The sequence below is a fragment of the Staphylococcus sp. 231237_7MaSpsaltlick genome (genome assembly GCF_043107035.1).
Genome location: NZ_JBICNX010000001.1, coordinates 509477 through 522970, shown reverse-complemented (window position 1 = coordinate 522970; position 13494 = coordinate 509477). Strand labels below are relative to the sequence as shown.

Below are 13494 nucleotides of genomic sequence, written 5' to 3'. Positions count from 1 at the left end.
AGAAAAAATATACGTTTTAATTTTAAAAATAATGTACATCATATTATTGAGAATCATATAAGTTCATGTATAATTAAATACAATATGAGAAAAGGGGATATTTTACGCATGAAAAAATTATTATTACCATTGTTAGCTTTAATACTTGTGCTAGCAGCATGTGGCAATAGTTCAAATGATAAGTCGTCAAAGGAAAATAGTGAAAAGACAACTTATAAACAAGATTCAGGAGAAAAAGTTGAAATACCAAAAAACCCTAAACGTATTGTAGTCTTAGGCGCTACATATGCTGGAGGGTTAAAACAACTTGACGCTAATATTGTTGGCGTAGCTAATATTGTAAATGATAGTAAAGTTTTAAAAGATAAATTTAAAGATGTAGATAAAGTAGATGCTGAAAATGTTGAAAGTGTTGCGAAACTTAAACCAGATTTAATAATTACTTATAATACAGATAAAAATATCAAGAAATTAAATAAAGTTGCGCCCACAATAGCTTTTGACTATATGAAACATGATTATAAAGAGCAACATAAAGAATTAGGTAAAATTGTAGGTAAAGAAGATAAAGCAGACGCATGGGTTAAGCAATGGGACGAAAAAACAAAAGACGATGGAAAAGAAATTAAAGATGCTATTGGTGCAGATACGACAGTATCTATCATTAAAGATTTTGATAAAAAAATCTATGCTTTAGGAAAAACATACGGTCATGGGAGTGAAATTCTATATGATTCCTTTGGATTGAAAATGCCTGAAAAAGTAGAAAAAGCAACAGAAAAAAATGACCTAGCAGATATCTCTGAAGAACAAATCCCTGAAATGTCAGGCGACTATGTGGTTACACCAGTTGCTAAAGGCAGTGATCTATCATTCGAAAATAAAGATGTTTGGAAGAATACAGACGCAGTTAAAAACGGCCAAACATTTAAAGTAGATGAAGGCATTTACTGGTTGAATGATCCTTATTCATTAGATTATGAACGTAAAGATTTAAAAGAAAAATTATTACAACATTAACCTAATTATGTCACTATGCTCAAATAAAGCATCAATCTATTTTATTTAATAGATTGATGTTTTTTATTGAACAATTTTTAAGGGAATTATTATTCGACATAAAGTGATTATACGAGCATGTTGGAAGTAATTGATTTTACCATTTAATCATAGCATTTAGAAATATCACATTAACTTGAAGAGGCTCTGAAAAGGCATTTGAAATTTTCGGGGTAACAAAGCGCTATTGCTAATTAAACGAAATTATAATACTTTATGACATTGAGGGATTTTAGACGTTTTAATAAAATGCATTGACTTTAAATGGTAATAGACAAAGGTTGCAAGCAAATATTTCATTATCCGTTATGATGATGTAAGATATTAATAACAATTAATAAATTGAGTCGTAGAGATTATATATAGAAGATATATAATATAGTGGCTCACTAGAATATAAAGAGTATTTATGAGTAAAAGATAAGCTATGGTAGTTAATCATACACATATATCTTTGGGAGGATATTATGGAAAAACAACAAAAAATCGATAATTGGGTACAATTAACCAAATACGTTCATTATATAGAAATGTTAATTGAGAAAAAAATGAAGCAATCATACAATTTAAGCTTGAAAGAATTTTATGTATTATATGAAATTTATAAAGCTAAAGGAAAAAAATACAAAATTAATGATTTGATAAAAATTGTTGATTTAAGCCAAAGCGCAATGTCTAGGTTGATTGTACGAATAGAAAAGCCAGAAAAAGCATTAGTTGTAAGACAAGAATGTGTTGAAGATCAACGTGCTATGTATATTTATCTGACAGAAGAAGGGCTTAAAATTACGGAAGCGGCACTAAATACCTATGAAAAATTAATTAAAAAAGTAGATTTTTCTAATATTCGTAAGTTATCCCAAATAGATGAGCAAGAAGATTAATATTTTCTTCCAATTTAAAAAAGCAGGATTCGGAACATTAGTATATGTATCGAACCCTGCTTTTCTTTTAATTAAGAAGTTTTATCTTTTTTAGAATGTCTCACACCATAAAAGAGATAAATAAGTATCCCTATGATAAACCAAGCAAGTGTATATAATTTTGCTTCTGAACCTAAGCCCCAGAATACGATGACTACACTTACAAATGTTATAACTGGCATTATAGGATAAAAAGGCATTTTGAATGCTGGTACTGGAATATCTTTACCTTCTCTTGGACGTAAACCAAATATTCCTATAGAGACAAACATAAATGCGACGAGTGTTCCTGCAGAAATTAATTGAGCTAAGAACGCAAATGGGAACATTGATCCTATAATAACAGCAATGATAGTAAGTATTATCAAAGCGCGGTTAGGTAAGTTTTTATTATTTAATTTTCCTAACCATGAAGGTAAGAGGCCATCTCGACCAAAAGAATATAATAAGCGCGAACCTGCTAACATCATGCCAATAAGTGCTGTGAACATACCAATTACAGAAATTGCTTGAACTACTGCTGCTACTAAACCAAATCCACTTTGTCGTAAAGCCCAACCGACAGGTTCTGCATTACCAGCGTATGCTGAATATGTAAACATACCAACAAGGACAAGTGAAACTGCAACAAATAGCACTACTGCGATTAGTAGTGATCCTAATATCCCTCTAGGCATTGTTTTTTGTGGATTTATTGCTTCGGCTGAATTGGCAGCAATTGAGTCAAAGCCGATATATGCTAGAAAAATCATAGATACACCTGCATAGATACCTTGCCAACCTCCGAAAGACCCAGTTTCAGTAACTTTATGTTCAGGAATAAATGGCACATAATTACTGAAATCAATAGCTGTTAAACCTACGACAATAAATAATAATACGGCTAATACTTTAATGACGACAAGGATATTTTCGATACGTGCAGCTGCTGATACCCCGTATGCTAATAAACAAGTTGTAAGGATAATCACGATAGCTGCAACAATATCAATAACGCCGCCATCATTGCCTAGTGTGTTAGAAAGTGCTTTTGGTAATTCGAGACCTAATGGTGATACCAGTCCCCGTAAGTTTGCTGAAAAGCCTGATGCCACAAAAGCGACGGCAATAAAATATTCTGCAAGTAAAGCCCAGCCTGCCACCCATCCAAATACTTCACCAAATACTACATTAATCCAGGAATAAGCTGAGCCAGCAAAAGGCATTGCAGACGACATTTCAGCATATGCAAAAGAAACAAGCCCAGCCACTACTGCTGCTAGTAAGAATGAAAGTGCAACTGCAGGTCCTGTGTGTTGCGCTGCAACGACTCCGGGCAACGTGAAGATGGAAGTAGAAACAATGGTACCGACACCTAAAGCTAAAAAGTCTTTAACTCGTAATGTTCTATTTAAATGAGCATCCTTCACTTGATAAACGGATGGTTCGGCCTTTTTAAAAATTTTGTTAAAAAAATCTTTCATAATAAACCTCTCCTAATGAATACTATATCGTAAAACTTTATAACTAAATTATGATAATTTATATCATAGCATAAATATCTCTAAATATTCAGAAAATTTTGTGAAAATTTATAAAACTTATATAGCGAGTAACGTATTATAGTTTGTTTTAGTATTATTAGTTATTTTAAGTAGTTGTTTTACTCTATAGGTGATGGCGGTTTTTGTAAGCTATTCATTTTCAGAAGTATATAAAAAGGACGAGATATAAGTCATAGTTCAGTTATACTTACATACGCTCACCCATACAAGCTTATCTATTGATATTAAATTTATATTTATAATTTTTTAAATCAAAATAGTAGTATAACAATTACTAAACTTTACTAGATATCTAGCGCGATACTACTTAACTAGTATTTCACTATAAAGAGATGACTTGTGGTTGAACTGCTGGATCATGATTAGCAATCGTTTTGACACAATCTTTGTCTATAGCTTGGGCTTTTACCCAATTTAATGATTTGATAGCATCATCTTTATCAACTACGAGACCAGGTAAAATACCGTTTTTCCATGATTTTTCAGCATAACCCACATCTGAGGCCAACAATAAGTATGATGCATCATCTTTATGTGCTTTAACACGTGTAGTACATAGCCCAGCACTATGCCCTGGTGTATGAATGAATTCGAGTGTGCCGTCTCCAAATAAATCAAAAGATTTACCTGTAGGCCCGATACCATTATTTTTTAAGGGATAAGTTTTAATATCAATATTGCTCCATTGGTGTGGAAGATAACGCATTTTATCATTATTTGCAGCATTCCATTCCACTTCACTAACTAAGATGTTTTTAGCGTCAGCTACATGTGCTAAACCATCAGCATGATCACAGTGTAAATGACTCAACATCACATAATCTATATCTGAAGGTTGATAACCTAATGCTTCTATTTGTTCATGTACGGCAGAACCTTTAGGTAAAACTGCCTTATTTATTGGATATTGAAAAGCTAAATTTTTAATTGGGTTTGTGCGATTGATATCATGCCAACCCGTATCAATTAGAACAAGTCCTTGTGGATGTTCTATAAGGTAAACAGATACAGGCAGACGCAATTGTTTCTTTTTAGATCTAAACAATCCGGTCCATGCTAAAGGTGGATTATATTTATAGTTGAATGGTAATGCTTCGTCTACAATCACTGAACCAGTGTGTAAGACGTGCACATTGATTGTACTAGTCATTTATTTTACTCCTTTTAGTTAAAACAATATGGCCACAATAAAACGAATAATCATATATATATGAAATTTGATTATTCAAGTGCCACAAAATATTGATGATTAATGATATAGCTTAATTTCATCATAATTTGGTTATAACTATCTTTAGATGCTTTAAAATGTTGAAAATAAGCAAATAAGATGTTGAAAACTTTAACTCATATAGAGATAATGTGTCAAATAAATAATGATTCAATATCATCATTTCATTCAAAAATAACCGTTTAAAAGCGAATGAGGAGACGCGGTATAGGTTCTTTATAGCAGTTTAAAAGTGGAATGTGTTATGGTGATTAAAAATAGGGGGACTAAAATGAATATAAAATCATCTTGGCTTAATTTACCGGTAGAAGATTTAGTGGCAAGTGAAACATTTTATAGTGAAATAGGTTTTACCATCAAAAGAAACGAAGCAGTTTTAGATAAAATGAGAGGAATTGAAACATTAGACAATAAAATTATCATGCTTATTGAACGTAATCAATTTGAGAAAGTTGCACAAGTTTCAAATATCGAGAGTAATGGTACGTTGGTTTCTATTTCTGTATCTGAGCCAGAAGAGGTAAATCGCTTGTTAGAACAAGTTGAAGCATCAGGTGGTCAAGTTCTACAAAGCGGAACTAAACATGAGGGTTATTATGGTGGTTTATTCAAAGATATCGATGGTCACCTTTTTAATATTATTGTAATGTAGTTAGAGTAAGAGTATGACTATTATTATATCCTCAAAAAGAGAAAGGAGTATCAGTGGTGATAAAAGCAATAGCTGTAGATAAAGATGGTACATTTTTAAAATCGGACCACACTTATGATAAGGTGTATTTTGAGAAAATATTTGATGAATTGAAACGTCAAGATATTAAATTTATTGTGGCAAGCGGTAATCAGTATGCTCAATTACAGTCATTTTTCCCTGAGAAAGATCAGCATATCACGTATGTTGCTGAAAATGGTGCTGTTACTTATTATGACAATGAATTGATGACATCTTATTATTTTGACCAACAACTCATTTATGATGTTGTGGAGACACTCACAAGAGACTTTAAGCTAACAGACATTGTATTGAGTGGTGTTCAATCAGCTTATGTAAAACAGACATGTAGCGATGAATTTTTAAATTTTATTAGTAATTACTATTATGATATTGAAAAAGTAGAGTCCTTTAAGCAAATTGAGAATGATAATTTTGTGAAAGTTGCTATGCGTATCAAAGATAAAGATTTAGTGGAAAAAGTTATAAATGCATTAGAAACTAAATTTGCAGGAGAGCTACGTGCAGTAACAAGTGGTAATGATAGTGTAGATCTTATTTTACCAAATGTTAATAAAGGCGTTGCGATTCAAGATGTTTTAAAGCAATGGGGCATTAAGCATGACGAGTTATTAGCATTTGGAGATGCCAATAATGATATAGAAATGTTAGATTTAACAACACATAGCTATGCTATGGCTAATTGTAGCCCTGAAGTTGAAGCGATTGCTCAACATCAAGCACCATCAAATGATGATTCTGGTGTTTTACAAGTAATTGAACAGTATTTGAAACGACAAAAATAAAAAAACTCAATTTCACTATCATTCATGATAAGGGAATTGAGTTTTTTTATTATTGTTAATTTACTATAAGTACAGGGGTATCCACGTTACTTGCAATTTTATGTGTCACATTACCAAGTATGTTTTTAATATCTGATTTTGTACGTGTATTACTCATTACAATGATATCGTAGTTATGTTCTTTAATTTCTGACAAAATAGAATTTTTGATGTAGCCTGTTTTAAATCTAATATTTACATTTAAACCTAGGTCTTCTAATTTATTAACAAAAGGTTTGAGTAATTCGCTTTTTTCACGTGCTAAATCTTCAAAGTGTTTATTATCATACCGTACTGAAGTTTCTAACTCACTTTCTGGGATGACGTTAAACACCGTAATTTCGGCGTTATCTACGCAAGCGGTTAGATTTTTCAACTCTTCAGGGACATTGTTGAACGAATTATCAAAATCATAAGCTAATAATATATTTTTATACATAATAGCACTACCTCCTTTATTATACTTATACCCTATTATTTTTAAAGTAAAAGAGGTAGTGCAAGAATGCGCGCAGACAAGCAAATAGAAATATTATACGTCTAACCCAATAATTTCACTTACATTATTATAACCGTTAGATTTGAGGTATTGTGCCAGTTGCTTATTTAATTTTTGAGTCAAACCTGGTCCTTCAAAAACTAAAGAACTATAAATTTGTACTAAAGAAGCACCACTACGTAACATTGTAATTACATCTGTAGTATTGAAAATACCGCCTGTACCAATAATTAAGAATTGGCCATTCGTTTGTTTATAAGCATATGAAATTAACTCTAGGTTACGATTGAATAAAGGCTTTCCACTCAACCCGCCTGTTTCATGACGATTGGTTGAATTTAGATGGTCACGTTGTTGAGTTGTATTAGCTAGTATAATGCCATCAAAGGTTTGTGTTATTGGTTCTAACATTTGCCCAAGGCCGTCTAATGTAAGATCAGAAGTAAGTTTGATAAAAATAGGCACCCTTAGATTTTGCTTATCTTTATAAGATTGAATAGCTTCACATAATTGTGAAAATTCATCTTTATCATGAAAACTTTGTAAGTTTTTCGTATTAGGGGAGCTAATGTTAACCGTAAAGAAAGTCACATCATTTTTAAATGTATCGATAACTTTAATATAATCTTCATAACGCGCATCATAGGATGTGGTCTTGTTAACTCCAACATTTAATCCTATTGGGATTTGATAACTATATTTGCGTAAATTGCTTAAAGCTTTGTTCATGCCTAAATTATTAAAGCCCATTCTGTTAATCAATGCAGCATCTTCCACTAAACGATACATGCGTGGCTTAGGGTTACCGGGTTGAGGTTTAGGCGTGATGCCGCCTAACTCAAGTGCACCAAAACCAGCATGTTCTAAGGCTTTAGGTACTTCACAAGATTTATCAAAACCTGCTGCTAATCCAATTGGATTCTCGAAATAAATACCTTTGATATTCTGATGCAGTTGCTCGTTTTCATAGTGAAATAATTGGTTAATAACAGGTAAAAGTTTTGGATATTTTTGGACGAATTTAAGTGCATTAATCGTCATCCCATGTGCTTTTTCAGGATCAATTTGGAATAAAATAGGTTTGATGAGTTTGTACATGTCATGATCGCTCCATTTATCAAATTATTTGTAATAAAACTATGTATTGTGATAAGTGCTTAATCAATTTTAAAAAGTAAAATTGAAAATGATGTCTTTAATAGACTAGCATTTTACGAATTATATGCCTAGAGTAAATAAAAGAATTATTAAAACTTTCACATATAGTTTATTTGAGTATGTGAGTGATTAATTAAGTTGAAAAAAGGAAATAATAATAACGTGTATTAAATATAACAATTGGAGGTATCACTCATGAAACAGTCATGGCAAACACAATTGCCTTTAAATAATATAAAGTCTATTTCGCCTGTTAGTGGCGGCGATGTTAATGAAGCTTTTCAAATTGAAACAACAGATGAATATTATTTTCTATTAGTTCAACGAAATCGTAAATCATCTTTTTTTGCTGCGGAAATTGCAGGTCTAGAACTTTTTGAAGAAGCAGATATTACCGCACCACGGGTAATAAATAGTGGTGAAATTGAAGGTGACGCTTACTTAATATTAACTTATTTAGACGAAGGACGTTCAGGAAGTCAGGAGGCATTGGGGAAATTAGTAGCCCAAATGCATAGCCAGCAACAAACAGACGGAAAGTTTGGCTTTGATTTACCTTATGAAGGCGGGGATATATCATTTGATAATAGTTGGACAGATGATTGGAGTACATTGTTTGTAGAGCGACGTTTAGACCATCTGAAAGATACGTTAGTAGAACAGGGGGTATGGAGTGAAGACGATGCAACACAATATGAGTCTGTACGTGCGGTGATTATGGAAGCACTAGAACAACATCAAAGTAAACCTTCTTTATTGCATGGAGATTTATGGGGTGGAAATTATATGTTTCTCACAGATGGTTCGCCAGCGTTATTTGACCCAGCACCCTTGTATGGTGACAGAGAATTTGATTTAGGTATTACTACAGTATTTGGAGGTTTTACAGATGCGTTTTATGACGAATATGATAAACACTATCCGCTAAGTGAAGGCGCGACAAAGCGTCTCGAATTCTATAGATTATATTTATTAATGGTTCATTTAGTTAAATTTGGTGATATGTATGCGGGAAGTGTTAAACGTTCTATGAAACAAATATTAGCGCAATAATATATAAAATAAGGAGTGTGCTAGCAATTTAACTGTTTAACTAGATTGCTAACTCACTCCCTTTTTTATGCTTTAATTAAGGTCTAAAGTTCCCATTTCTTCACGTAATTTATAAACTTTATCAGGTGTTACGTCTTCTCCTAAAGGATCAACCACTTTCATTGTTGAAAATGTATTGATAACTTGTCCGCGAATCATTTGTAAATATTCTTGTCTTAATGTGTGTTGTTCTTGTTTTTCTTCAACACTTAGTGGTTGTACTTTTTCTTTATTTGCAAGTTCATTAATTCTGTCTAATAATGTCATTTTTATATTCCTCCTGTGATAAGTGTGGCGGGAAATGTGGTATTACATAATCGCCAATTTCTGTTAATAATGATTTATATGATCTGTCATTCGATTTTAAATGTAACATAATATGGTTTGTGCCAATTTTTTCATAAGCTTTTAAAATTTTAATTAAAGTATTTCTACCTAAACGATAACCACCTTTAATAGGTTTCGCTAACTCGTTCGGTTGATTTGATAAATCTACAACAAGAGGATGCATAAATGGTTTGAAAGTGTCATTGTTGTGCCAATCTTGTAGTAGCGTTTTCTGTTGTTGGAATGGCTGTGGGTAAAACATTAAGCCGTCCATGTTGGATTTTAACCAAGTCATTCGTTGTCTTGAGTAGCCTGTAGCAAACATAGGGATATGTTTATGCTTAGGCAAAATTTGTAGCCCAGAGTCTTCATATAATTCAAATATTGAGTTTGATATATTTGGTGAATGTGCTTGCCACAATTCATTTATAGCCGTAATAGTTTCTTGGAATTTTTCCGTTAACTGTTCTTCTTTTACCTTAAAGGCAGGAAATTCAAATTTACGGTCTCCTGTCGCTATGCCTAATAAAAATCGCTCATTTGAAAGTAAGTCAAGAGAAGTAGCCGCCTTAGCTATATGAATAGGATGACGTAATGTAGCAACAATGCTAGAGGTTCCGAGAGCGATTTTAGATGTTTTGGCACTGAGATAAGATAAAAATACAAACGGATCGTAGTTTGTCGTTACATTTCCTAGATGCGGACTATAAAGCGGACTGTCGCGCACAAATAGGCTAGTAAACCCGAGTTCTTCAGCATATTGAGCTAACTCAATTTGATTTTCAAATGGTAATTCATGGTCTTCTGAACTGTCGAAAGGTAAAGTTAACCCTAAGGTCAAATGATCCTTTTGAAAAGTTCGTTTGAATCCATGATGGTGTTGGATTGTTGTCACGTCTATCCCTCCTAACTTTAAATTTACAACACGAATTGTTTAACTAACATGTGTTGTATAGATGTATTGTATAACGTGTTTATAATTAAAGCAAACAACATGTTTACGCTTATATCGTGTAAACAACAAATAATGTTAAACGTTGCTTAAAAATGTAAAAAATCCACTTAATGAATATAAATTATTCTAGAAATAATGAAATAATTTTTCATAAAGAAATTTAAAATATAATATAATTTGATTATTTTTAGAAAATTCTTTAAATTGAAGAAGAGATTTATATTTTATTGGAGGGTTAATTTATGTTGAAAAGAATATTAATTAATAGTATCTCATGTGCTTTTATCGCTATATTGTCATTAGCAATGCTTAATAGTGATAGTAAGGTTGGTGCTCAGAGTACTAATACTACAGCACAGGGTACTGAAGCGACGCAAAATACAGCAGATCGTCCTGCTGAAAATAAAGCAATGCCAAGAGTTATATTACCAAACGAAGATAGAACTCAAATTGAAAATACAACCAGTGGACATTATCAATCAATAGGTTATATCAGTATCGGAGATAATATTGCTACAGGGGTTGTAATAGACAAGAATACGGTATTAACAAATAAACACGTTGCAAATCTTTCGGAAGATGGTAACTTGACCTTTGCGCCAGCTGCCAAAGATGCTAATACATTTCCTAACGGTACATTTACTGAGAAAGAAATAAAAGCATATCCAGGTGCGGAAGACTTAGTAGTAATACATTTTAACGAAAATAAAAATGGTCAATCAGTAGGCGATGTAGTACAACCAGCAACGTTACAAGACGCTTCTAATGTTAGTAAAGATATGTCTATAACGGTCACTGGTTATCCAGGAGATAAATCATTAGCAACAATGTGGGAAAGTAAAGGCGAAATCCTAGCAAATAAAGGCAATATACTTACATATAATGCGAGTACTTATGGTGGCAATTCCGGTTCCCCACTCTTTAACGATAATAATGAAGTCATTGGATTGCATCAAGGGGGCGTTGAGGGTGAAAGTAACAGTGCAGTTGCGATAACAGGTGAAGTGTTAGATTTTATAAATGAAAATAGAGAATAAAGCATTAAATATTAGACATTTTATATATTAGAAAATGTCTAACGATATAAAGTAAAGTATAAAATAAAAGCGGAGCTATAAAATCAATAATGGCATTTGATTTTGTAGCTCCGCTATTTTAAATATCTTTAATTATTATTTTGGTTCATTAAGAAAGGGAGCGCTTGTTTAATATAAATTTGAGCTGGTAATTGACTTGTATGGAACCAATGTTTTGCTATTCCGTAAAGCCCCCAAGACAAGAATCTCGCAGTTGTAGCAAGCGTTTCACGTTGTTCGTTAGTGTGTTGTTTTACAAGTAGAGTTAAAAAGATATCTTCTAATTCTTCTTTTACTTTTTTCTCTACAACTTGGCCATAGGCTTCACTATTTAATTTACATTCATTATGTGTCTCTTGAATGTAGCTTGTAATAGTAATAAAACTTTTACATAACGTTTCTTCATTAAGCTCCGTTGATACATTTAATGAATCATTTAAGTTATTTAGTAAAGTTTCCGATAATGTATAATCCATAATGTCATATTTATCATAAAAATGAGCATAGAACGTTGCACGATTAACGGTTGCGCGGTCTGTAATGTCTTTCACTGTTATGGATTGAAGTTTCTTTTCTTTTGCTATAGCTCGGAAGGCGTCCATCAATAATTTTTTAGTCCTGGTAATTCTTGGGTCAACATGAGTTGTCGGCATTGACCTTGAACCTCCTTTAAATTAAATCACTAGCAATGCTATTTGATATAAATTATCTTGCTTTCAAACGAGAATGTCAATTTGACTGTTTTATTTGTGATGCATATAAAGTTTTCATCATATGTTACATGTAATTTTGAAAGTTTAAAGAAAGCGCGTGCATTGATGTAATTTGTACATTAGTCAAATTTTTGCATTTCACTATTGTTTTCTCTGATTTTGCCATTCATAAAGCTATAAATAAAGATACCTAACGTAATAATAATGATACCAATTATGCTGATAGGATCTGGTAAAGGTAATCCTAAAAATAACATTTCACCAATAAGCGTAAAAATAATTTCAGTAGCTTGGGTTGCTTCAACAGCAGCAAGTTTAGCTTGGTTATGCTTTACTAAATTTGTTGCATAGAAAAAGAGTGTAGTCGCGATAATACCAGAAAATACAGCGACTAAAAACGTTTGTAATACTTGATTAGAAGAGGGGAGTCCACTTTGAACAACGCCAACTATAAAGATGACAAACCAGATAGGCAACGTAACTAGAGTCATGCCATAAATACGTTCGATTGTTGTTAATTCATTATTTACAAGTTCCATCATTTTACGATTACCTAACGGATAACTGAATGCTCCAATGATCAAGGGAATCACAGAAATAATAAATGTTTGCATTTCTATGGAAGTAATTTGAGGTATTTGAACTAACACGACCCCAAACACCATAACGCTTGAAGTGCTAACAGAACGCCAAGAAATACGTTCTCTGACTTTAACTAATTGTTTATCAAATTGGACATATTCATAAAATAAAGGTGCAAGTAATAAACCACATATAATTGTTAATTGCCATGTTGCTGATATTAACCAACCTGGACTATAATTGGAGACAAAAGTAATTGGAATATAGAAAAAGACGAAACCAAGAGTGCTCCAAAGTAACCACTGTAAGAAATACGTTTTAATATGTTCAAGTATGTATGCGTGTCTTTTTTTAATGAAAACAAAAATAAAAAGAAATGGGAACATAAATATAAAACGCAATGAAGCGCTGAATAACCAATTGCCACCACTATTGGCCATGGAATGATTCAGTATAAAAGTGATTGAAAAAAATAACGCTCCGAGGATACCTATAAAAATCGCGCGCATTAAATCCCTCCAGACATATATAAGTTAATATTTTTAATTTAACAGTTTTTTTAATATAAGCAAGAGATGAATATTTGTTTAGACAATATAAGTATTGTATAGAAAACTTTTTCAAAAAATATTTTAAGTTGAAATATGAATATAGTTGATTTATGATTGTAATATTATGTAAGCGCATACATAAATGATTTGACTTTTTAAATATTGAGTTAATAGTAAATATAATAGGAGAAATTAGTTGCTAAAAGTATGTTAATAAGCTGATAAAG

Annotated in this window: 14 protein-coding genes; 6 read left to right on the top strand and 8 right to left on the bottom strand. The window is 32.1% G+C overall.

Annotation, left to right across the window (positions count from 1 at the left end; genetic code table 11):
- The first annotated feature begins 108 nt into the window (after positions 1 to 108).
- Positions 109 to 1020, top strand: coding sequence for an ABC transporter substrate-binding protein (locus ACF91D_RS02580; RefSeq protein ID WP_039069152.1), 912 nt, complete (start codon positions 109 to 111; stop codon positions 1018 to 1020).
- A gap of 506 nt (positions 1021 to 1526) precedes the next feature.
- Positions 1527 to 1943 (top strand): MarR family winged helix-turn-helix transcriptional regulator, encoded by a 417-nt coding sequence (locus tag ACF91D_RS02575; protein ID WP_327620989.1) that lies wholly within the window; start codon positions 1527 to 1529, stop codon positions 1941 to 1943.
- A gap of 71 nt (positions 1944 to 2014) precedes the next feature.
- On the opposite strand, the gene ACF91D_RS02570 is transcribed toward ACF91D_RS02575, so the two are convergent.
- Positions 2015 to 3445, bottom strand: a complete 1431-nt coding sequence (locus tag ACF91D_RS02570; protein WP_327620988.1) for an APC family permease — start codon at positions 3443 to 3445, stop codon at positions 2015 to 2017.
- 403 nt (positions 3446 to 3848) lie between these two features.
- Positions 3849 to 4676, bottom strand: coding sequence for an N-acyl homoserine lactonase family protein (locus ACF91D_RS02565; protein WP_069793164.1), 828 nt, complete (start codon positions 4674 to 4676; stop codon positions 3849 to 3851).
- 352 nt (positions 4677 to 5028) lie between these two features.
- Between ACF91D_RS02565 and ACF91D_RS02560 the strand changes: the two genes are divergently transcribed.
- Together ACF91D_RS02560 and ACF91D_RS02555 are read left to right on the top strand one after the other, a co-directional pair.
- Positions 5029 to 5409 (top strand): VOC family protein, encoded by a 381-nt coding sequence (locus ACF91D_RS02560; protein ID WP_107548521.1) that lies wholly within the window; start codon positions 5029 to 5031, stop codon positions 5407 to 5409.
- 56 nt (positions 5410 to 5465) lie between these two features.
- Positions 5466 to 6275: a Cof-type HAD-IIB family hydrolase gene (locus ACF91D_RS02555; RefSeq protein ID WP_327620987.1), complete on the top strand. Its 810-nt coding sequence runs from the start codon at positions 5466 to 5468 to the stop codon at positions 6273 to 6275.
- A 55-nt stretch (positions 6276 to 6330) separates the two neighbouring features.
- On the opposite strand, the gene ACF91D_RS02550 is transcribed toward ACF91D_RS02555, so the two are convergent.
- Positions 6331 to 6753, bottom strand: coding sequence for a universal stress protein (locus tag ACF91D_RS02550; protein WP_039069159.1), 423 nt, complete (start codon positions 6751 to 6753; stop codon positions 6331 to 6333).
- A gap of 93 nt (positions 6754 to 6846) precedes the next feature.
- Positions 6847 to 7911 (bottom strand): quinone-dependent dihydroorotate dehydrogenase, encoded by a 1065-nt coding sequence (locus ACF91D_RS02545; protein ID WP_039069160.1) that lies wholly within the window; start codon positions 7909 to 7911, stop codon positions 6847 to 6849.
- 255 nt (positions 7912 to 8166) lie between these two features.
- On the opposite strand from ACF91D_RS02545, the gene ACF91D_RS02540 reads away from it, so the two are divergent.
- On the top strand, positions 8167 to 9024 hold the full coding sequence (locus tag ACF91D_RS02540; protein ID WP_039069161.1) for a fructosamine kinase family protein: 858 nt from the start codon (positions 8167 to 8169) through the stop codon (positions 9022 to 9024).
- Positions 9025 to 9096: 72 nt separating this feature from the next.
- On the opposite strand, the gene ACF91D_RS02535 is transcribed toward ACF91D_RS02540, so the two are convergent.
- Positions 9097 to 9330 carry a DUF896 domain-containing protein gene (locus tag ACF91D_RS02535; protein WP_039069163.1) on the bottom strand — a complete coding sequence of 78 codons (234 nt, stop codon included), beginning with the start codon at positions 9328 to 9330 and terminating at the stop codon, positions 9097 to 9099.
- Positions 9308 to 10285, bottom strand: a complete 978-nt coding sequence (locus ACF91D_RS02530) for an LLM class oxidoreductase (RefSeq protein WP_107548523.1) — start codon at positions 10283 to 10285, stop codon at positions 9308 to 9310. Before ACF91D_RS02530 ends, ACF91D_RS02535 begins: the two co-directional genes overlap by 23 nt.
- Positions 10286 to 10587: 302 nt before the next feature.
- Between ACF91D_RS02530 and ACF91D_RS02525 the strand changes: the two genes are divergently transcribed.
- Positions 10588 to 11382 (top strand): trypsin-like serine peptidase, encoded by a 795-nt coding sequence (locus ACF91D_RS02525; protein ID WP_107548524.1) that lies wholly within the window; start codon positions 10588 to 10590, stop codon positions 11380 to 11382.
- A 128-nt stretch (positions 11383 to 11510) separates the two neighbouring features.
- Here the strand turns inward: ACF91D_RS02525 and ACF91D_RS02520 are convergent, their stop codons facing one another.
- Entirely contained in the window at positions 11511 to 12074 is a 564-nt protein-coding gene (locus ACF91D_RS02520) for a TetR/AcrR family transcriptional regulator (RefSeq protein WP_039069168.1), read from the bottom strand.
- A gap of 179 nt (positions 12075 to 12253) precedes the next feature.
- Positions 12254 to 13225 (bottom strand): DMT family transporter, encoded by a 972-nt coding sequence (locus ACF91D_RS02515; RefSeq protein WP_069793159.1) that lies wholly within the window; start codon positions 13223 to 13225, stop codon positions 12254 to 12256.
- Positions 13226 to 13494: the final 269 nt, after the last annotated feature.

Bases quoted from the DNA above. Each gene is read 5' to 3' on its own strand.
- ACF91D_RS02580 (WP_039069152.1), top strand. From the start codon at position 109: ATGAAAAAATTATTATTACCATTGTTAGCTTTAATACTTGTGCTAGCA.
- ACF91D_RS02575 (WP_327620989.1), top strand. From the start codon at position 1,527: ATGGAAAAACAACAAAAAATCGATAATTGGGTACAATTAACCAAATAC.
- ACF91D_RS02570 (WP_327620988.1), bottom strand. From the start codon at position 3,445: ATGAAAGATTTTTTTAACAAAATTTTTAAAAAGGCCGAACCATCCGTT.
- ACF91D_RS02565 (WP_069793164.1), bottom strand. From the start codon at position 4,676: ATGACTAGTACAATCAATGTGCACGTCTTACACACTGGTTCAGTGATT.
- ACF91D_RS02560 (WP_107548521.1), top strand. From the start codon at position 5,029: ATGAATATAAAATCATCTTGGCTTAATTTACCGGTAGAAGATTTAGTG.
- ACF91D_RS02550 (WP_039069159.1), bottom strand. From the start codon at position 6,753: ATGTATAAAAATATATTATTAGCTTATGATTTTGATAATTCGTTCAAC.
- ACF91D_RS02545 (WP_039069160.1), bottom strand. From the start codon at position 7,911: ATGTACAAACTCATCAAACCTATTTTATTCCAAATTGATCCTGAAAAA.
- ACF91D_RS02540 (WP_039069161.1), top strand. From the start codon at position 8,167: ATGAAACAGTCATGGCAAACACAATTGCCTTTAAATAATATAAAGTCT.
- ACF91D_RS02535 (WP_039069163.1), bottom strand. From the start codon at position 9,330: ATGACATTATTAGACAGAATTAATGAACTTGCAAATAAAGAAAAAGTA.
- ACF91D_RS02525 (WP_107548524.1), top strand. From the start codon at position 10,588: ATGTTGAAAAGAATATTAATTAATAGTATCTCATGTGCTTTTATCGCT.
- ACF91D_RS02520 (WP_039069168.1), bottom strand. From the start codon at position 12,074: ATGCCGACAACTCATGTTGACCCAAGAATTACCAGGACTAAAAAATTA.
- ACF91D_RS02515 (WP_069793159.1), bottom strand. From the start codon at position 13,225: ATGCGCGCGATTTTTATAGGTATCCTCGGAGCGTTATTTTTTTCAATC.